The 19,106-nt window shown below is 49.6% G+C and carries 16 protein-coding genes; 8 read left to right on the top strand and 8 right to left on the bottom strand.

What is annotated here, in order from left to right; translation table 11 throughout:
• Positions 1–6 precede the first annotated feature (6 nt).
• The 4 genes from GA003_14470 (at position 7) to GA003_14455 (ending at position 7,049) form a co-directional block, all read left to right on the top strand.
• Complete coding sequence (locus GA003_14470; protein ID QXD27219.1) at positions 7–3,717, top strand: beta-propeller domain-containing protein; 3,711 nt, start codon at positions 7–9, stop codon at positions 3,715–3,717.
• A 154-nt stretch (positions 3,718–3,871) separates the two neighbouring features.
• The gene (locus tag GA003_14465) at positions 3,872–5,110 is read left to right on the top strand and encodes an acetylxylan esterase (protein ID QXD27218.1); all 1,239 of its coding nucleotides are present in this window, start codon (positions 3,872–3,874) and stop codon (positions 5,108–5,110) included.
• A gap of 4 nt (positions 5,111–5,114) precedes the next feature.
• Positions 5,115–5,696: a hypothetical protein gene (locus GA003_14460; protein QXD27217.1), complete on the top strand. Its 582-nt coding sequence runs from the start codon at positions 5,115–5,117 to the stop codon at positions 5,694–5,696.
• Between the two features lie 21 nt (positions 5,697–5,717).
• Positions 5,718–7,049 carry a DUF1080 domain-containing protein gene (locus GA003_14455; protein QXD27216.1) on the top strand — a complete coding sequence of 444 codons (1,332 nt, stop codon included), beginning with the start codon at positions 5,718–5,720 and terminating at the stop codon, positions 7,047–7,049.
• A gap of 2 nt (positions 7,050–7,051) precedes the next feature.
• Here the strand turns inward: GA003_14455 and GA003_14450 are convergent, their stop codons facing one another.
• From GA003_14450 to GA003_14440, 3 genes are all read right to left on the bottom strand, one after another.
• Entirely contained in the window at positions 7,052–8,038 is a 987-nt protein-coding gene (locus GA003_14450; protein ID QXD27215.1) for an FAD-binding oxidoreductase, read from the bottom strand.
• Positions 8,028–9,584, bottom strand: a complete 1,557-nt coding sequence (locus tag GA003_14445) for a sulfatase (protein QXD27214.1) — start codon at positions 9,582–9,584, stop codon at positions 8,028–8,030. The genes GA003_14450 and GA003_14445 overlap by 11 nt, the downstream gene beginning before the upstream one ends.
• 174 nt (positions 9,585–9,758) lie before the next feature.
• On the bottom strand, positions 9,759–10,730 hold the full coding sequence (locus GA003_14440) for an alpha/beta fold hydrolase (GenBank protein QXD27213.1): 972 nt from the start codon (positions 10,728–10,730) through the stop codon (positions 9,759–9,761).
• Positions 10,731–10,819: 89 nt separating this feature from the next.
• On the opposite strand from GA003_14440, the gene GA003_14435 reads away from it, so the two are divergent.
• Both GA003_14435 and GA003_14430 read left to right on the top strand, forming a co-directional pair.
• Positions 10,820–11,731, top strand: a complete 912-nt coding sequence (locus tag GA003_14435) for an alpha/beta hydrolase (protein ID QXD27212.1) — start codon at positions 10,820–10,822, stop codon at positions 11,729–11,731.
• Between the two features lie 111 nt (positions 11,732–11,842).
• Positions 11,843–13,435, top strand: a complete 1,593-nt coding sequence (locus GA003_14430; protein QXD27211.1) for an FAD-binding protein — start codon at positions 11,843–11,845, stop codon at positions 13,433–13,435.
• Positions 13,436–13,589: 154 nt separating this feature from the next.
• Here GA003_14430 and GA003_14425 read toward each other — a convergent pair whose 3' ends face one another.
• The 3 genes from GA003_14425 to GA003_14415 are packed head-to-tail and all read right to left on the bottom strand — an operon-like array spanning position 13,590 to position 15,255.
• Complete coding sequence (locus tag GA003_14425) at positions 13,590–13,976, bottom strand: hypothetical protein (GenBank protein QXD27210.1); 387 nt, start codon at positions 13,974–13,976, stop codon at positions 13,590–13,592.
• Between the two features lie 6 nt (positions 13,977–13,982).
• Entirely contained in the window at positions 13,983–15,005 is a 1,023-nt protein-coding gene (locus tag GA003_14420; GenBank protein ID QXD27209.1) for a S9 family peptidase, read from the bottom strand.
• 13 nt (positions 15,006–15,018) lie between these two features.
• The gene (locus GA003_14415) at positions 15,019–15,255 is read right to left on the bottom strand and encodes a hypothetical protein (protein QXD27208.1); all 237 of its coding nucleotides are present in this window, start codon (positions 15,253–15,255) and stop codon (positions 15,019–15,021) included.
• Between the two features lie 114 nt (positions 15,256–15,369).
• Between GA003_14415 and GA003_14410 the strand changes: the two genes are divergently transcribed.
• Positions 15,370–17,466 carry an ATP-dependent DNA helicase gene (locus GA003_14410; protein QXD27207.1) on the top strand — a complete coding sequence of 699 codons (2,097 nt, stop codon included), beginning with the start codon at positions 15,370–15,372 and terminating at the stop codon, positions 17,464–17,466.
• Positions 17,467–17,469: 3 nt separating this feature from the next.
• Here GA003_14410 and GA003_14405 read toward each other — a convergent pair whose 3' ends face one another.
• Complete coding sequence (locus tag GA003_14405; protein ID QXD27206.1) at positions 17,470–17,751, bottom strand: DUF3574 domain-containing protein; 282 nt, start codon at positions 17,749–17,751, stop codon at positions 17,470–17,472.
• Positions 17,752–17,801: 50 nt separating this feature from the next.
• On the opposite strand from GA003_14405, the gene GA003_14400 reads away from it, so the two are divergent.
• Entirely contained in the window at positions 17,802–18,014 is a 213-nt protein-coding gene (locus GA003_14400) for a DUF5060 domain-containing protein (GenBank protein ID QXD27205.1), read from the top strand.
• Between the two features lie 16 nt (positions 18,015–18,030).
• Here GA003_14400 and GA003_14395 read toward each other — a convergent pair whose 3' ends face one another.
• Positions 18,031–19,032, bottom strand: coding sequence for an isopenicillin N synthase family oxygenase (locus tag GA003_14395; GenBank protein QXD27204.1), 1,002 nt, complete (start codon positions 19,030–19,032; stop codon positions 18,031–18,033).
• Between the last annotated feature and the right edge of the window lie 74 nt (positions 19,033–19,106).

Here is a 19,106-nt window from a genome sequence, read left to right as displayed (position 1 = left end):
TTTGCTATGAAGTCATTGTCGATAGGGGCGTTGGTTCTGGCGCTCAGCTCTCTAATTTATATCCCGGTAACCGCAAACAATGAGTTTGAGGAGATTGATGCCGAGCTGATGGACCGAGCAGTGGTCCTACAACTTCCAGAAGGGGTAAGGCGCATACGTCTGCGTATTCTTGATGAAAGTGGAAACTGGGAGACACATACGATTGCCCACCTGAAGGGTAGTGAAGGTTTTCTGAAACTACGTGTACCAGATGGGGTGCAGAAGGATGAGATTGAAGTCTCGGCCAGTTGGTCAGATCCCTTCCCTTACGAGTTTTATTCCGGTGAAACGGTTTTTGATCCTTCTGAGCCGGATGGAAACAGCAATGGTGCCCGACTTGCCGATGCTGAGGGAGTAGCTTATGGAACTAGCGAATCGACCGTCGAAGAGTCAGACATCTGGAAATGGCGTGATCAAACGCTCTATTTCTTTAATCAATATCGCGGATTACAGGTTATCGATTCATCTGATCCGGCAGATCCCAAACGAGTCGCCACGATGCGTGTTCCATTTGGGGGAGAACAAATGTATCTTCACCCGACGGAGAACATGGTCGTACTTCTGACCTACAACGGTAACACGGGGAATGGGCAAGTGCTTCTGGTTGAGCATGAAGATTCGGACACGCTAACAGAGAAAATGACTATCGATGTACCTGGCTACATCCTGGAATCTCGCTTGGTCGGAAATATACTCTATGTGGTATCGCGACGTTGGTGGCAGGAGAGTACTGTCGATGAAGAGAGTGGAGTCGAGCACCTGCGATCTGTATCTGGCCTAGCTGTGAGCAAGATCGATATGGCCGATCCCGAGAATGTAGTGGTTGCTGATCCTCTTGAGTTACGTGACGGTAAGTACAACTACTGGGGCGGAATTGTGCAGGCGACTTCTAGAGCCCTCATGATTGCGACTTCCGCCTATGACCATATAACCAGAACGACGCTCTCTACGGTGCATGTGGTTGATATCTCAGATCCTGAAGTGGATCCGATACTCACTCACGAATTTCCCAGCAAAGGCCACGTCCGTAATAAATTTAACCTGAACTTAAAGGACGATATCCTCACCGTGGTCAGTCAGGTCTGGCGTGATGAAAACAGGCAACGGTACGCCAGTGTGGAGACCTTTGATATTTCAGAACCCAGTGAGGAGCCGGTGGAAGCTTTGGCCGCCCTGGAATTTGCCAACAATGAATCGATCACCTCTTCCCGTTTTTCTGGAGACCTTCTATATGTAGTTACCTTTCTGAGGATTGATCCTCTATTTGTCATCAGTCTGGCCGATCCGGCCAATCCTCAACTCTTGGGTGAATTGGAAGTCCCGGGCTTTTCCACTCATTTGGAACCGATGGGTGATGATGCTTTGGTTTCAGTGGGTGTAGAAGAAAATCAAATTGCAGTGTCTTGGTTTGATGTTTCGGATCCAACCGATCCTACGCTCGCATCGCGTGTATACATTGGCGAGGAAGACGGCTGGTCCTGGTCGGAAGCGAATTGGGACGAAAAGGCCTTTGGCTTTTTCCCGGAAGAAGGTTGGGCGCTCGTCCCATTCTCTGGTTATGATCCAGATAATGGATCCATCAGTGGTATCCAACTGGTTGAGCTTGGTGAGGGAGAGCTGGCGAAGCGTGGGGCCATCGAACACGATTTTCGGGCACGTCGGGCACGAGTCATGGACGAGGTGGTAGTATCTATTTCGGGTCAGTCGCTCAAGTCACTTGATATTTCTGATCCGGATAATCCGGAGCTCCTTGCTACCTTGCCTTTGGCCTGGCCAGTTGACTTGGTGCATCGTGTAGGGGATTACTTGGTACAGCTTCAACGGGGTCCAGGCTTCTGGTATTGGGGCGGCAACGATCAAAAGCCTCAGTTGCATGTTACTTCACTCGACGATGCAGACGAATTACTTGCCTCCATAGCATTGCCTGAAGGCAGGATCGTTGGATCGATTTTGCTCGAAAATTACTTGGTGATTGCACAGTCCAACTATGGGAATAATCAAATAGCAGAAGGTGAGTGGGAATATCGGGATAGCTTCCGCACGACGATTATTGATCTTTCGAATCCGGCCGAACCCGTCGTTCTGGGCTCGGTCATGGATGAATTGGTTTCCAATCAATATGTCTTCTATGGTTCCAGTGATTATCAGGCTAAGTTGTTGGAGGATGGCACCTTGCTCTGGTATCCGGGAGAGCAAAACTCCTATTTCTTCCTGGAACCTGGGTTTGCTGATTCAGGCAGGCTTTCCTCTGACTTTATCAGTCCTTACTACTCTCCTGGAGGGAAGTTGTATTTAGTAAATATTGAGGACAAGAGCGCACCGGAGATTCTTAGTTCCGTTAATTTACTGACCAATCTTACGAATGGTGACGAGCCAAGAGAATGTTGGTCGGAAGGGCAAATCAGAGTTCTCGATTCGGTTGTTTACTATGGCCTGCAAAGTTCTGAGTTCATTGAAACCGTGGAGGGTCAGAATCGGTGGATGGCCCGTCACTGGTTAGGACAGATTAATCTGAGCAACGCCACAGAGCCACAACGGCTTCCTCTCGTTGAGATTCCAGGTACTTTTGAGAACGTGATCGATAACGGTTCCGGCGGTGTCATTCTATTTTCCTCAGTCTACCGGGGTTATTACGACAAAGAAGTATGGCGTAGTGCTTTCCGGGTACAGGCTTCCGCCTTTGATGGTGTTTCGGCCTACTTGATTGATGAGCTGGTGGATGAGGATTCCAACTATGGCCCCAAATTGTTTGAAGATGAGTTCGTTGTGTTGGGTCGTACTGAATACACCGAAGGTAAATCGCTAACAGAATTAACGACCTACGAGTGGCTCAACAGCGGGGCCTTTTTTGAACATCAGGCGGTGAATCATGAGGGTGCTATTTACCGTTTGGGTGTGGTGGATGATATACTCGTTGCACCAGGATCTGGCGAATTGAGCTTTATGGATTTCACGGATCCTGCCGACCCACAAAAAACGACGATTTCCTTTCCCGATATCTACTTCTGGCAACGCATAGATCTTATTGATGTTTTTGAACGCGAACTCGCCTATATTCCCCAAGGCTGGTACGGTGTAGAGACCTTGGATTTCGGCGGCGCTTTCTCAAATGTCGAGTCCTCATTGGAAGCTCCACAGCTTCAAATGCATCATGAAGATGAATGGATGATCATTGGTGCGGAACAGCTTTCGTTCACTCAAGCAAGTGGAAGTCATATACTGGAAGAGTTGGGAGACGGGGAACCATGGGCGTATGCCGATACGGTGGTTCAAAAGTCTTACAATGATTGGATGACGCAACTCCTCGGGTTAGGAGAAGGAGATAATGTGCCCGAAAGCGCAGGGGATCTCGATGGAGATGGGGTATCCAATGGTTTTGAATTCCTTACAGGTTCGAACCCTGAGGATGATCAGGATGTATTACCCATTGTCAGCTGGGTGGCAGAAGGCGAAGACGGAGAACGTTATCTCTATCTTCAAGTTGCTCAAAATGTGCATTCAGTGGAGGGGCAGGAAGTGATGCCTCAGTTTTCCTATAACCTCAAGGATTGGATCTCATTTCCGGAAGGACACGAAATTACCGATTTGGATTTTCGCACTGGAAAGTTAGTGCGGTACTTGGAGCCGATTGATTCAACTGAAACGATATTTATTCGTCTGTTGTTGTCAGACGGTTGAGCAATTTTCTAGCAGTCTAGTTGAAGCTTGTTCCTTTCAGATAGCATCTGCTAGGGTGCTGACTATGTCTCCCTTTGATCAAAAACCCCTGCATCGATTATTTCATACCATTAATTGGTTTGGCTTTTTTGGCCTCCTGTTTTTTTGTTTGGTTATGACCTTAGCTAATGGACGGCGACCCGGGTTTAACTATGAAGAGGACAAAGTTCCTGAATATACCTTGCCGGATCCTTTGATCCTTGAAGATGGATCTAAAATTCGGTCAGCCGCCCAATGGATAGGGAGGCAGCGTGGTGAGATCTTGGCGTTATTCGAAGACCAAATGTATGGGCGTCGACCAGGGCGACCAGTTCTAAAGCGTGTTTCGACTGAGGCTGTAGAAGCTAATGTATTGAATGGGAAAGCCCACCGTACGGAGCTTGTTATTCGCTACGAGGATGTAAGCCCTGATTTTGAAATGCGCGTCTTGATGTATATTCCGGTTGGCGAAGGTCCCCATCCCGTGTTTCTCGGGTACAATTTTAATGGCAACCACACCATACAAGCTGACCCGGAAATAACCTTGTCCGACAAATGGATGCGAAAGGGGAATGAAAATGGAAACGTAAACCACCGTGCGACCGATGCTGCTCGGGGATTAAGCGCAAACCGCTGGCCGGTGGAAACGATTATTGATCGTGGTTATGCGTTAGCCACGGTTTATTATGGGGATGTAGAACCCGATCATAAGGACGGTTGGAAGCACGGCGTTCGCGCACATATTAAGACCGATGAGTCGGGTAACCCGTTGGCGCTGGAAGACTGGAGTGCCATATCGGCGTGGGCCTGGGGATTGAGCCTGGTGGTGGATGAGTTCGGAAAAATGTCACACATCGACGGTTCTAAGATCGCCGTGATTGGTCACTCGCGACTGGGGAAGACTTCCCTCTGGGCTGGGGCGGCGGATCCTCGATTTGCACTCGTGATTTCAAACAATTCTGGTTGCGGTGGTGCTGCACTGAGTAGACGGGCATTCGGCGAAACGGTTAAAAAGATCAACGATACTTTCCCCCATTGGTTTTGTAAGAGTTTCAAGCAGTATAATGCTAACGAGGCAGCCTTGCCGCTCGATCAGCATATGTTGATTTCTCTGATGGCCCCCCGACCGGTTTATATCGCGAGTGCCGTGGAAGATGAGTGGGCGGATCCCCATGGAGAGTTTCTTTCGGGAAAGCATGCCGGACCCGTGTATGAGCTCTTTGGCAAATCGGGCGTTGGAGTAGAGAAGCAGCCACCCCTCAATCAACCTGTAGGTGACTCAATCGGGTATCATATACGTACGGGAAAGCACGATGTGACCGGTTTCGATTGGGAGCAGTATTTGAATTTTGCCGACCGCCACTTTAACGATTAATACGATGTTCGATTTAGTCCCTGACCCAAATAAAGAAAACAACATCCGGTGGACCAGCGGTTGCTGCAAAGGCATGCTGTTTGGAGCTATCTCTTTTGCCGTTGTCAGCGTGATTGCCTATTCAATCTGGGCATTCCGTCTGGTGCCTGGACGGTATCCCATGTGGGGATCTATTGCGGTTGTTTACCTTGGTTTATCAAGTTTTGCATTAGGGCAACTGGTGGTAAAACCGAAGAGCGCAATGAAGTTCTTTGGATTATTCGCCGTCTCCTTTTTTCTCTACGCAGTTAGTTACTGTGTTTTCTGGTTTGGCCTAAAAGGAAAGTTCCAAGCAGACCTCTTCGGGTCATTCTTTGGGCTCTTGATTATGGCTGTGCTGTTTCGCTCCGCATTTGGCAGTGCGAAGGCACTGCTACCCCTTGTATCTGTCCTCTTTACCTGTCACACGCTCGGCTATTACCTTGGAGGTGAACTTCATGCAGCAGTGCCTGGTTTTATGGGTCGCATCCTTTGGGGACTCGGTCACGGCCTGGGGTTTGGAGCTGGTTTAGGGCACCTTATGTATCAGTGCCAGTCACGTGAATAATTTCTATTAAATAGTACCTCTATGAAGCTACGTTCTGTACTTACTCTAATTTCTCTATGTCTCAGTTTGGTTGCTGCTGATGTCTCAGCACACGAATTATCTCCAGCTGAGAAGGCAGCCATCGCTCTGCCAGATAGTTATGAAGGCCTTCCAGGAGATGGCCCGATTCGAGGTCAACATGACTGGTTTCAGAATGTGTGGAATCAGCGGCGAGGATCTTGGCATCACCGCACCGAACAAGATCAGGGTGCGGTTGTATTCTTAGGGGATTCCATATCGCATGGATGGCGAGATCTACCTAATCTCTTTCCTGAACTCAAAATCGCTAATCGTGGCATCAGTGGTGATACGACGCGGGGTATGCTCATCCGATTGGATGAAGATGTCCTGGCGCTTAATCCAAGTGCGGTCGTGATGCTTATGGGAACCAATGACCTGGCCGATGGTGCGACTCCTGAACAAATTTATGGCAATGTGAAATTGATGCTCGATGCGTTCAAAGCTCACAACCCGGACATGCCTATCATTTTGTGTCGGGTTATGCCTAGTCATCCCGATAAGAAACGCACGCCGGAAGATATTCAGGCCATCAACGATGCTTTGGCCTCCGTTGCTAAAGGCGATATCCGTATTACTGTCTTGGATACCTGGACACTGTTTGCGAATGAGGAAGGTAACTCCAAGTTGGAAGAGTTTCCCGACCTACTTCATCCCAATGGTAAAGGCTACAAGAAATGGGCAGAGGCCTTGCGTCCTGTTTTTGCCACGCTCGGTATGGTCGAGACCGCTCCCGATACTTTTGTTGTTGAGAATGATTTTGTTCCTCTCTTCAGCGGGAAAAACTTAAATGGTTGGGGCTTTAAAGTGACTCCTCCTCGTAAGCCGAATAAGAACGGACTGATATTTTCTTCCTTCGATAAGCCTGAGAATTTTTATGGAAAAACCGTCAGCAGTGATGGTCGTTATTTGGCCATCAATGATCGACTGGTAGTGACCACTCCGACTGAGGGTCGTCGGATCCAACAGCTTTGGACCACGCGTGATTTTGAAAAAGACTTCGTGTTGAAACTGGAATTCCGCGCTACACCCAATGCCGACAGTGGAGTGTTTCTAAAAGGTAAACAGCTCCAGTGCCGCGACTTTCCTTTGGCAGGTCCCTATACGGACTTAAAGCACTATCGCCAAGGTGGTTGGAACGAACTGGTCATCACCGTCACGGGAACGACCGCGCATGCTACCTGCAACGGGGAAGTTATCGAAGAGGCTATGGAGATTCCAGCCAAGGGCGCCATCGGTCTGGAAGGGGACCGTGGTCAGATCGAGTACCGACGAATTCGAATTAAAGAGATGTGATTTCAAGTCGCCGTGTCAGGAACTTGTCCTACTAATTCCAACACATCTTCAGCGCAACCCCAGGAGAGTGTGTAGCCACTACCGCCATGTCCGTAATTATGGATGACTGGAAGTTCAGTTATGGCTTGATCGAGCTCAAGTCGGACTGATTTGCGTCCTGGACGAAGACCTACTTTGTGCTGAAGAACTTTTTGGGATTCGGTTTCAGGAACGATTTTTTCGCATCGGGCCCGAATATTGGAGGCGGTTTCCGGGTGTGCTTCAAGGTCCCAATTGTCGGCAAGCGCGGTTCCTCCGAGAAGGCAATCGTTGGACCTTGGCACGATGTAGCTTGGGTATTCGCCTGCGTCGTGGGTGGTAATCGGCTCATTGGGCTTATCCAGCTTTTCAATCACCACGACCTGGCCTCGAATGGGATACACGGACTCATCCTTGACCAACTGCCTGGCCCAGACTCCGCTGCAATTGATTACGACATCGTAGTTTCCTTTTAATTCTTCAAGCGAGTGGAGATCGTGCTCAATAATGTTGGCTCCAAGCGATTGAACTTTCTCGTGGAGGTACTTCATGTAGCTAGCGGTTTCGATCAGATAAGTGTCGAATTCGTATGCATCGCTGAATGCCTCAGGCAGTTGTTCGGTAGGAATCTTTTTATAGTTTTGGAGCAGATCCAGATACCAGGGATCTTTTGCTGGCTCTTTAAAGATTTCACGATTGCGCGTCAGACTGATACCGCATTCCGGATGTTTCATTTCCCTTGAAAACACGTCGCGGGTAAAGCGTGCCCATTCCAGAGCACGACCGTGCGGCCCGACCCTGTATGGGCACCAAAAGGAAGCTGCCACATCCGAAGTTGTATGGGGAGTGATATCCCGTGCATGAATATCCACCGAGTGTCCTGCTTCAAGAAGGCGAATTGCGGAGGTGAGGCCAATGACGCCGGCACCCACAACTGCGATTTGCTTTTCGGTATCTACTTTAGCGGCCATATTTCTCCTCAAATACTTTTACCGGGTTCCAGTCAGGGTCGTTGTAGAGCTGCTTGTTTCTCTCCCATTTGCTGTTGGGGTAGTAGTCGAATATTTCTCCTTGGCCAAGGATGCGGGGATCCTTGTGTGCGATGAGGTCACTCTGCAATTGTTTCCACATGCCTTCCTTGATTTTTGCGTAGCTTGGATTGTCGGCCAGGTTGTTAACGCAGTGGGGGTCGTTGAGAATATCGTAGAGCTCCTCCTTGGGGCGTTTACCGAAACTCATTTTAAAATAGTGATACTCGGGGTCAGAAGGTTTTAGGTCTGTTAGATAGGTTTTTGTGGGTGAACCATCGGTATTCTTGTATCCATATTCTGGATCCCCAGCTGGCCAACGGTGAGGAAGCAGGTTTCTAGAATAGAGGAAGAAGTCGTTTCGGATCGCTCGAACGGGGTAAGATACAGAGCGTAATCCATTGTCTACCCGTCCTACGTCGTGACGCTCTTTGCCAAGCAAGGTATAGCTTCGATCTTCGTCAATACGACCGGAATCCTTGGACATGAGTTGTGGAAGGAAGCTCTGTCCTGTCATTTGGTCAGGTGCATCAACTTTTAGAAGATCAAGCAGGGTAGGAGCCCAATCGGGAAAGGTGATAAAGTCAGAAACCACGCGTTGGGGAGCTATCGTTCCTTTCCACATAGCGACGAACGGTACCCTGAAGCCTTCGTCATAGATTTGTCCCTTCACGCGGGGGAAGGGCATGCCGTGATCAGAGGTAGCAACAATCAGTGTATTCTCTAATAGTCCTCTTTCTTCCAGCAGTTTGAGTGCCGCCCCGATCTGTTTGTCATACCATTCCACCTCAATGGCATAGTCGGCTAGGTCGCCGCGAATAGTTTCGTTGTCCGGATAAAAATTCTGCACCTCCACGTCATCCAGATTGCGTCCGTCCTTTTTCCAAGAGTCTTTCTCGTAACCCCTGTGAGGTTCCTTTGTGCCTAACCAGAAACAGAACGGTTGGGAGGTTTCATCCCATTCATAGAGGAAATCAGAGAAGTTTGCAGGGTAGTCCATTTTATTGATGCCTTTGTAAGGCACATCCCGCTTGTTATTGTTGTAGGCATGGCCGGCTGGATTGTCGTTTTTGGCGTTATTTGCATTCACGTCGCTCCTTCGCCAAGTTCCAGGTCCCCAGCCTTTACCGGTAAAACCGATGAAGTAACCATTCTCTTCCAGGATATAAGGATAAAAGATCCACTTGTCCGAGAGGATGGGATTGTGATTGGTCGCCTCTTCAAGTTGCCAGGAGTAACGGCCTGTGACCAGACAGGCTCGAGCTGGCGCGCATTTGGGGTTATTGTTATAGGCGTTTGTAAATAACACACCTTCTTCCGCCAGGCGATCGAAGTGAGGGGTCTCAACATAATTGGCACCATAGGCTCCAAAGCTGTTCCGTGAGGCATCGTCTGCGATGAGGAAGAGGATATTGGGGCGGTCGTCTCCTTGGAGAGCAATCAGGCTAAATAGATTGAGTAGGGCTAGGGTGAGTAGGGTAGGTCTCATGGGAAAGAAGGTGGCAGGTGTCGGGTGTCAGGGAAATGATTTTTTTAACCACAGATGTACACAGATAGACGTAGATCTAAAGCTCAGCCTATGGATAGGAAAACCAGAATCTGTGTTCATCTGAGGTTTTAAACCATACTTACATTAAGCATACGCACTATCAGTGGTTCACTATCACTTCTTCCACTCGACAAATTCCAGTGCGCGGCGTTCTGACCAATAGGTTCTGCTTCGACTGAAGGTGACGAAACCGACATGTCCTCCATGAGAGGGAATCTCAAGGTGGAAGAATTTGCTCTCTCGTGCGGCCTTGGTGGGATAGCAATCTTGCGGAAGAAAGGTATCGTCGGCGGCGTTGATGAGCAGGGTAGGAATGCGTATGCTAGGCAGGTAGGGTTTGCTGCTGGATTGCGTCCAATAGTCCACAGCGTCCTTGAATCCATGAAGAGGAGCTGTGTATTCGTTATCAAATTCCCTAAAGGTCCTCATCTCCTTCAGTCCTCTATCCTCAATTTTCCCTGGGAAACGTCTCATCTTTAGCCTGATCTTTTTTCGCAGGGTGAGCATGAAGCGCTCCATGTAGAGACGGTTTTCTGCGCGCTCGAGGCGATAAGAACTGCTTTGTAAGTCGCAAGGTACTGAAAAAGTGACTGCACTTTTAATGCGCGTATCCACTTCCTGGGCACGCTCACCTAAATACTTGAGCGTCACATTGCCTCCCAAGCTGAATCCAATCAGTGAGATCTCTGTGAACTCATCCATGTTGAATACATGATCGAGTATGGTCTGCAGCTCCTCTGTAGCACCGCTATGATAAGACTGTGGCTTACGATTCATTTCTCCGCTGCAGCCACGAAAGTTCCAGGCGAAGGTGTTCCAACCAGCATTGCTGAAGGTCCGGGCCATGCCTTGTATATACGCTCGGTGTGAGCTTCCTTCCAGTCCGTGCGTCAGAATAACCAACTTCCGGGATGTGTGGCATCGGTACCAATCCAAATCCAAGAAGTCACCATCCGGGGTATCGATGCGCTCCCTCTCCTTCGTTATCAAGGGAACTTGCCGGATTACAGATGGATAAATCGTTTGCAGATGTGCTGATCGAAAAAACCAAGGTGCACGATAGGTGGAGTTGTGGATAAGCGGCATTATCAGCTATGGAAGTGAAAAGAGCTTGTTCCGCAAGCCTCGCAAATGTGCTCGCCTTGTTTGTGGTGGCGAAACTTAATAACGGTAGCATGAATCAAACCCTAAGACTACTCACTCTGCTTTGTATACTTCCATGGCTCGTTCAGGCCCAATCCGGTAATACTGATCGAAGTGGAGGGATCGTTCCCGATGAAATGATGGTTTACAAGAATGTACCTGGAAAGGTCACTGAATTGAAGCTCCATATATTTTACCCAGGGGGACACAAAAAAAACGCAAGTTCCCCTGCTATGGTTTTCTTTTTCGGAGGTGCTTGGAATGGAGGTGACGCTCGTCATTTTTATGCTCAGGCCAGCTATTTGGCTTCCCGAGGTATGGTGGTCATCTGCCCGGATTACAGGACGAAGAATAGCCATGGTGCTCTGCCGTATCATTGCGTTGAAGATGGCCGGGCGGCTATGCGTTATGTTCGGGAAAATGCAAACAAGCTGGGTATCGATCCTGATCGCATTGCAGCCGGAGGGGGATCGGCTGGAGGCCATGTGGCTGCTGCTACCGCAACGATTGATCGATTTGATTCAGGACGAAATTTGGATGTGGATCCCTTTCCGAATGCTTTAGTACTCTTTAATCCAGTGTACGCCAACGGCCCGGGTGATTATGGGTACGATCGAGTGAAGGACTACTGGACCTACTTCTCCCCCATGCACAATATTGATAAGGATCACCCGCCTGCCTTGGTGTTCTTTGGTGACAGCGACGACCTGGTGCCCGTGCCAACCGCGGAGGAGTACCAGCGGCGTATGCAGGAACTGGGAATCCGCAGTGAACTTCAGGTGTTTTCGGATAAAGGGCATGGGTTCTTCAACTGGGATAGAGATGACTCTCCGACTAAGGAAATTATAACAGCCACGTTTTCGGCTATGGATACGTTTTTAGAGTCTCTCGGATATCTGGAAGGCGAGCCCACGGCGGCTGACTGGGTAGCCTCACGGCTTTAATTTGTAGGAGCTGCTTCAGCTGCGATTTATAAAAAGCCAAGCTGGTGCTCGGCGCTCCCAGGTTCGCAGCTAAAGCAGCTCCTACATTTTAAATGAAATGCTTCTTATTAGATGAATCCATCTGACCACAGCTTCCACATACTCGACATCGTTCTTCCTCTTGAGCGATCGGAAGACGAAGTCGAATGGCGTAAGGCTTCAGCTGAAAAGCTTGCGGTGTTGCCGGATGAGATTGTCGATATCCGTTTGCGAAAGCATTCGATCGATGCCCGTCAGAAACAGATAAAGATTCAGCTTCGGTTGGAGGTCTCTCTGGATGGCGAGTTGCCTGCAGACCCTGAGCTTACCCCTTCTTACTCAGCTATTGGCAGTGAGGCCAAACGAATCATCATTGTCGGATGTGGACCAGCAGGGATGTTTGCCGCTTTGAGGTGCATTGAGCTCGGTTTCAAACCGATCATTCTTGAGCGTGGAAAAGATGCCTCGAGTCGCCGCTTTGACTTAGCCCCATTACTCCGTGAAGGGCGCGTGATTGAGGATTCGAATTATTGCTTTGGTGAGGGTGGGGCAGGTACCTTTTCTGATGGAAAACTCTATACCCGGGCCACCAAGCGTGGGCCGGTTCGTCATGTCTATGAGAGTTTGGTCGCGCACGGTGCACCTTACAATATTCTCACTGATGCGCATCCGCACATAGGATCCAATTTGCTACCCAAGGTAGTCATGGCGATGCGTCATTCCATCCTCAACGCTGGTGGTGAAGTTCACTTTGGAACACGGGTGATTGGATTCATCCGATCTCCGGATATGCAAACCCTGCTCGGAGTTCGTTCTGCCGATGGGAAGGAGTTTCTTGGGGCGGGAGTCATCTTGGCTACCGGTCACAGCGCTCGGGATATATTTAAACTCCTGCAAGAGGACCAGGTAGCCATCGAGCAAGCACCCTTTGCGGTGGGCGTGCGCATCGAACACCCGCAGCCTCTCATCGATAGCATTCAATACCACTTTGACCGAAAGGTGGAAAGACCCCGCATCTTGCCGGCGGCCCGCTATCAACTGGCCACCAAGATCGATGGTCGTGGGGTCCATTCCTTTTGCATGTGTCCGGGAGGATTCATCGTGCCAGCTGCTACTGAAAACGATGAAGTGGTGGTCAATGGTATGTCCTTGGCCCGTCGTGACTCTCCCTTTGCTAACAGTGGATTGGTCGTCACGGTTGAGCCTGCGGATACGGCGGCATTACAGTCAGAGTTTGGCGCCTTAGCGGGAGTCGCATTTCAAAAGGAACTAGAAGTGCTAGCCTCAAAAACGGGTGGAGGCAAACAACAGGCTCCGGCTCAACGTGTGACAGACTTTTTGAAAGGTCGCCTGTCAGACGAACTTCCTGAAACGAGCTACCGTCCTGGAATTGTATCCGCTCCATTGCAGGAATTGTTACCTGCCTTTATTGCCGACCGTATGCAGCGTGGGCTCGTTCAATTTGGAAAATCCAAGCCAGGCTATATTACGGACGAGTCTAATCTAATCGGGTTTGAGACTCGAACCAGCTCACCCGTTCGTATTCCGCGAGATAAAGCTAGCTGCGAACATGTTGAACTCAAGAGGCTATATCCGTGCGGTGAAGGCGCCGGCTATGCGGGTGGTATTGTGTCGGCTGCCTTAGACGGTCTGCGGTGTGCAGATGCGGCTTGTGGAAACAAGTAGGGCCTCACTCTATTGCGGTGTCCGAGAGTTTTTGAAGCGGCGCCCTCGGCAAGGTCGCGCTACCTTTTGAAATTAAAGGGGTAGGGCAAGAGCGTCCCGCTCTGCCGTCCGTTGTTGTTGCCAACGAAGCATCGTTTACTCAGTGAAAGACTTGCTACCGAGTGCCGACGATTAAGAGTCCTGCGAAGAGCAGGCCAAAAAGCAGCCATGCTCTCACCCAAAGGAGCGGCCAGGTTTTTACCCACAAGATCATGATGCTAATCTTTGCTTTGCCGAGGGCAGCTATAACTACGGCAGCGACTATCATGATATAACCCAGGAGCTTGAAGATCGACTCATATTGGGTTGCCGATGCTGCAAAAATGAGAGTCACTCCCAGAAACAGACGAATGAGGATAGCTATGATGAAGCTCGCTTTGTTTTTCCAGAAATCGGTGACCCATCCGATCAATTGTTTGGGAAAGACTAGCCCGTAAAGGCAGAGCAATCCTATGACTGCTCCGAAGACCATTACGATTTGAGCGGCTAGTTTTGGGTCCATAACCGTTTAATCGATTTTGATGATTTCATTGACCTTCCAGACGGGAGCTTGTCCCTTACGTTGGAGGCGCAGCCAATTGAGAGAGGCTTCATGGACGATTTCATGTCCCCCTTTGAAGATCGTGATGCGGGTGTTGTCGCCAATCTTTCGATAGAGTGGGCGGCGGTTTCCATAAGCAGGATCTTTAAGATCTCCCGATCCATCGGCGGGAGGCGTTTGCGTCGCGTAAAATGAATCGATGTCTTCTTCGCTAATGGCATGTTTACCTGAAACCACCCGATTGAAAGCGAGCAAAGAGTGCGTAAATGGTACGCTGCCTTTACGCCCGTCATCGATGCCGTGATTGATATCCAGGTTCACGCCGCCTGCTCGGGACAGATATGTTAGGGGAGAGCGATAGCGACCTTGCTCAGTGGCCTCTTCATCAATGCCAGGGCGGCCTCCGAGAGCTTTCTCAATCTCTGTCGCGTAACGCTTGTTTTTCTTGTCGACCGATTTCTGCTCCCACCAGGTTTGGATGTTCGTGATCGGGCACCAGGCAGATACTCCCGCCCAGATTTCCGGATGACGCCCTGCCATGAGCAGGGACATATGTCCGCCTCCTGAAGTGCCGGTTAGATAAATACGATCCTCATCCACATTGTAGGTTTTTACCATGTACTCGACCGCACTTACGATATCTCCCACAGCCAAGTCTGATCCGAGGGCCTTGGGTGTACGATTCTTTCCCCGGAAATTGGGGTGAATAAGAAACCAGTCGTTTTGCCTGCACCATTCGCCAAAGAGTGGCTGACCCCCTTCTTGGAGAAAATCATTGGACCACGTATGGAGGGCAACGAGGAGCGGGCGTTTGCTTTCCGATTTTTTGGCGGCATAGACCAATGCGGGTTGTTGCGAGTTGTCTGCGGCGCTCGGGTAATAGATCTCTTTGACCCGACGTGACCAACGGTTTTGGGCTTCCACCGAAAGCATTGGAGCCAACAGGCTAATGATTAAAAATAGGAAAATGGGTAGTTTGAAGCGATTCATGAACGACATCTGCTTAGTAATTGAATAAATCCTGTTTCTTGTAGTTTTGCCCACTTGCCAAATTCATGGAGCGAACGACTTTGTTTTGCACATTCTTCGTTAGTCTTCGGCCCTTGCAAGCCTTTGCCACCATCTTGTGTGTTATCTGCTCAGTGGAAGCGTTCACCAAATCATGATTTGTCAGGCCGTGCTCCTCCATCTTTTGGGCAATCGGCTGATCTCCGAGATTTCTTTCTAGGGTTTCTTCCATTCGTTAATCCTCATACTGTGATGGCTTGGATTATCCTTTGGCAAGGAAACGTATCACCTGGGTAAAGAAGGGATACGAACTTGCATCTCAGAGTAAGAATGGTTTGATGAACGTATGATCATGTCTCCTCAGGACGCTCTTAAAGAACACTTTGGCCTGGAAAGCTTTCGCTATCCACAGGAGGAGGTCATCGAATCAATTCTGGAGAAGCGGGATACTCAGGTGATTATGCCAACCGGAGGGGGCAAGAGTCTTTGCTACCAATTGCCGGCTCTTTTGTTGCCGGGAGTGACGCTGGTCATCTCTCCTTTGATCGCATTGATGAAGGATCAGGTAGATGCTCTGAAAGCTAAAGGCATTTCTGCCGCCATGATCAATAGCTCTCAATCGTGGGCGGAACAGCAGGCGATTCTGGCATCATTGAAGGAGGGTGAGCTCAAACTGCTCTACATTGCCCCGGAGCGTTTTCGGTCGAGAGTATTCACCGATTCCTTGAGAGGGATTGATATCTCATTGGTTGCCGTGGATGAGGCGCATTGTATTTCCCAATGGGGACATGACTTCCGACCTGACTACCTGCGTTTGGGAGAAGCGCTTCAATATTTGGGGCAGCCGTTGTGTGCTGCATTTACCGCTACTGCTACTCCAGAAGTTCGTGAGGATATTCAGAATAACCTGCGATTGAAATCACCCAGGTCCTTTGTGTCTGGGTTTTCGCGACCCAACCTGACTTTCACTATTCGTAAGCCAAAAACCAAGCTGAAGAAATACGCGCGAATCCGTTGCTTGATTGAACTGCACAAGACCGGAATCGTCTACTGTGCTACTCGCAAGAGTGTCGAAGAGGTATCGGGTTGGATGAAGGAAGACGATCAGGACCATGTCATTTACCACGGTGGTCTAAGCGATTCTGAACGCAGTGCTGCTCAGGATCGGTTTATTTCCGGGGAAAGTTCGGTGGCGGTTGCGACCAACGCATTTGGTATGGGTATCGACCGTGCGGATATTCGCTTTGTTTGTCATTATGAGATGCCGGGCAGCATTGAAGCCTTTTACCAGGAGGCCGGCCGGGCAGGACGCGATGGGAAACCCGGGTTTTGTGAACTGCAATTCATGTATGCTGACAAACGCGTGCAGGACTTCTTTATCGAGGGAAGTAATCCGGACGCAAAGCTCATTCAAAGCACTTATGCCCATTTGCATTCAGAGGCACCCGACAACTACGAGCTCTACATGCCCATGGATGAGCTCGTCTATCGACTGGGTAAGAAAACAAACGGCATGTCAGTGAGTGCGGCCATAGGTGTGTTACGTAGGCAGGGGATTATTGAACGCTTCGATGTACCTGGGAGTCGGGTACGAGGCACTCGGCTATTGCAACCGGACCTCAAGCCCAAGGACTTGGTCCTTGATGCGGAAGCTCTCGCAGTCAAAAAGAAGCGAGATGAGAACAAACTCAAAAAAGTGATTCAATGGGCCTATGCTCAGAATTGTCGTGAGCAATGGATCCTTCGTTATTTTGGTGAGCAGCATAGTCAGCCTTGTGGCCGTTGCGATGCTTGCATGGCAGCCATTGATTCTCCGGCCCGTGCGCTCGATGAGAACGAGAGCATCATCGTTCAAAAAGCCCTGAGTGGTATCGCCCGAATGTCCCACCGCCTGAGCAAGCATGAGTGGGAAGCAAAGTTTGGTCGCGATCGGATCATCAAGTGCCTGCTGGGGAGTAAGGCCAAATCAATTCTCCAGGCCGGCCTCGATCAACTGCCTACTTGGGGTATCCTGAAAGCGCATACATCCGATTTTGTTTCTGATCTTTTCGATGCGATGGCTCAGCAAGGATTAATCGAAACAACCGATGGGGAGTATCCAATGGTTCAGATTACGGAATTTGGCAGCGGGGTGATGTTTGGTGAGGAATTCACTGAGCTCGCCTGGCCCGAAGTAAAGTTGGAGGACCTGGCTGCCAGTAAATCCGAGGATATCGATTACGAAGAAGATCTGTTCAAAGCCCTCGTTTCTAAACGCAACGAGCTTCGCCGACAACGCGGCAACGTGCCAGCTTACACTATTTTCCCCAATCTGGTGTTAAAGAAACTGGCAGCTCTCAAGCCAGCTACTCCTGAAGAAGCCATGGAGATCAAAGGTATTGGCCCTGCCAAAGCAGATACCATTCTGCCGCACTTCCTTGAGATTATTCAGCAGCACGGATGAATCCTAGAAGGATACCGCTGCAGGCTGGCTGACGCGAAGAACAGATTGTTGTCCGCTGATCTCTTTCCACAGGGTTCGGATCTCATCTACTTTCCTGGAATTCTCCTCTGTGTCCTTGTGAATCAAAATCAGGATACGTGTTCGGTTGCGTCGAGGCGTCTGTCCTTCTTTGATACGCCACTGACCGGTTCCCTCCAGGAGGGTGAGCCCTTCCGGAAAGCGTGGAGTCACTGCTTCGTTAATATAATTTTCCCAGCGTGAGTCCTTGCTGCCGTCTGCTGGCATCGCTGGCCGCTCAGACGTCTACGGGGCAATTTGCTGTCACTAAATTCCAAATGGAATTGGCAGATAATGGCACCAATCCCTTCGATCGGCTCCCTCGGGCCCGTTGCGTAGGGCCGAATGGGCAGCAGTTTACGGTGCCGGGCTATTATACTGGAGGAAACAATTACTCTATCCGTGTCAGCTTTCCTGAACCTGGTAATTGGACGGTTAGCTCTGAGGAGACCGACGATACTTGGCAGGTTTCAGTTTCATCAAACCCTTAGAAGAAAACCGTAATCGCTAGCTGTCCTTTTGGTAATGGGCGGCGACTACATCTGGATGGGAACGCATCCTGATCTTCATGATATTCTCACCATAAAGTGAATGGATCGGATCACCCGCATTGTCATGGTGTCCGCCCGTCGCCAATGAATCGAACTCATCGGGAAGGGAAATGGGATTGAACACAGCATCCAGGCGAGGGTTCATAAAATATGCGATGGATATTCTTTCCTGACCTAATGGCGGGCTTTTCACCTGGTGCTTGGTTGCTTTTAAAAACCCATTGGTCGCCGCCTGGAACATTTCTCCCAGATTCACGATGAACGTGCCCGGGACTGGGGTGACATCGTGTAGTTCTCCATCTCGCAGAACCTGCAAGCCAATGACTTTATTTTGCAGGATAAAAGTAAACAGCCCAGAGTCATGGTGCAGCCCAAGACCTTGTGAGGAATCCGGTCCTGGTGCTTGTCCAGGGTAGCGAGAGATCTTCATGCGGGAATAGGGATCCGGCGACATGGTATCGTCAAAATAGTGATAGTCTTTGCCTAGTCCCATCGCCAGGGCCCGAAACAATTCCATCGCAACGGATTCCATTGAACTCATCCAATCGGTAACCGTAGTGCGCATCTCGGGCATGGATCTTGGCCATTGGTTGGGGCCTTTGAGGTGTAGCCAGATCGGGTCATTTTCTTGTAAGGAAATGGCAGCTTCTTCAGGACCGATGTCTATCTGATCTCGCCAGTCACTTTGTCCGTTGGTTCGCTCGTCCCCTAAAATGGTATAGCCCCGAAAGTGGGGTGAATTTACAATCGCTATTTCGCGTCGTTCTTCCTCTGGCAATTTGAAGAACCGCTTGGATGCGGACAGTAGTTGCTCACTTTTTTCTTCAGGAATTTGATGACCGGACAAAAAGAAGAACCCAGAGCTCCGGCTGGTATCGATCAGTGATTTACAGAATGCCTGTCCTTCTTTGCCGAAGGGGTCTTTTAGAAATAGAGAGATATCTAGAATCGGTAACATGCGAACGCGTTTTGTAGGACTGATTTATCGGGCGAGTGTTATTACGGATTAGGGGAGGTGAATAGGAGAGTCAA

The organism is Opitutia bacterium ISCC 52, from assembly GCA_014529675.2.
Taxonomy (GTDB): domain Bacteria; phylum Verrucomicrobiota; class Verrucomicrobiia; order Opitutales; family UBA2995; genus UBA2995.
The sequence above is the reverse complement of the archived record's forward strand: the minus strand, read 5'-3'. Positions and strand labels throughout refer to the sequence as shown.

What these genes read in the sequence shown, in the direction of transcription:
- GA003_14470 (QXD27219.1), top strand. Translation starts at nt 7, where the DNA reads ATGAAGTCATTGTCGATAGGGGCGTTGGTTCTGGCGCTCAGCTCTCTA.
- GA003_14465 (QXD27218.1), top strand. Translation starts at nt 3,872, where the DNA reads ATGACCTTAGCTAATGGACGGCGACCCGGGTTTAACTATGAAGAGGAC.
- GA003_14460 (QXD27217.1), top strand. Translation starts at nt 5,115, where the DNA reads ATGTTCGATTTAGTCCCTGACCCAAATAAAGAAAACAACATCCGGTGG.
- GA003_14455 (QXD27216.1), top strand. Translation starts at nt 5,718, where the DNA reads ATGAAGCTACGTTCTGTACTTACTCTAATTTCTCTATGTCTCAGTTTG.
- GA003_14450 (QXD27215.1), bottom strand. Translation starts at nt 8,038, where the DNA reads ATGGCCGCTAAAGTAGATACCGAAAAGCAAATCGCAGTTGTGGGTGCC.
- GA003_14445 (QXD27214.1), bottom strand. Translation starts at nt 9,584, where the DNA reads ATGAGACCTACCCTACTCACCCTAGCCCTACTCAATCTATTTAGCCTG.
- GA003_14440 (QXD27213.1), bottom strand. Translation starts at nt 10,730, where the DNA reads ATGCCGCTTATCCACAACTCCACCTATCGTGCACCTTGGTTTTTTCGA.
- GA003_14435 (QXD27212.1), top strand. Translation starts at nt 10,820, where the DNA reads ATGAATCAAACCCTAAGACTACTCACTCTGCTTTGTATACTTCCATGG.
- GA003_14430 (QXD27211.1), top strand. Translation starts at nt 11,843, where the DNA reads ATGAATCCATCTGACCACAGCTTCCACATACTCGACATCGTTCTTCCT.
- GA003_14425 (QXD27210.1), bottom strand. Translation starts at nt 13,976, where the DNA reads ATGGACCCAAAACTAGCCGCTCAAATCGTAATGGTCTTCGGAGCAGTC.
- GA003_14420 (QXD27209.1), bottom strand. Translation starts at nt 15,005, where the DNA reads ATGAATCGCTTCAAACTACCCATTTTCCTATTTTTAATCATTAGCCTG.
- GA003_14415 (QXD27208.1), bottom strand. Translation starts at nt 15,255, where the DNA reads ATGGAAGAAACCCTAGAAAGAAATCTCGGAGATCAGCCGATTGCCCAA.
- GA003_14410 (QXD27207.1), top strand. Translation starts at nt 15,370, where the DNA reads ATGATCATGTCTCCTCAGGACGCTCTTAAAGAACACTTTGGCCTGGAA.
- GA003_14405 (QXD27206.1), bottom strand. Translation starts at nt 17,751, where the DNA reads ATGCCAGCAGACGGCAGCAAGGACTCACGCTGGGAAAATTATATTAAC.
- GA003_14400 (QXD27205.1), top strand. Translation starts at nt 17,802, where the DNA reads ATGGAATTGGCAGATAATGGCACCAATCCCTTCGATCGGCTCCCTCGG.
- GA003_14395 (QXD27204.1), bottom strand. Translation starts at nt 19,032, where the DNA reads ATGTTACCGATTCTAGATATCTCTCTATTTCTAAAAGACCCCTTCGGC.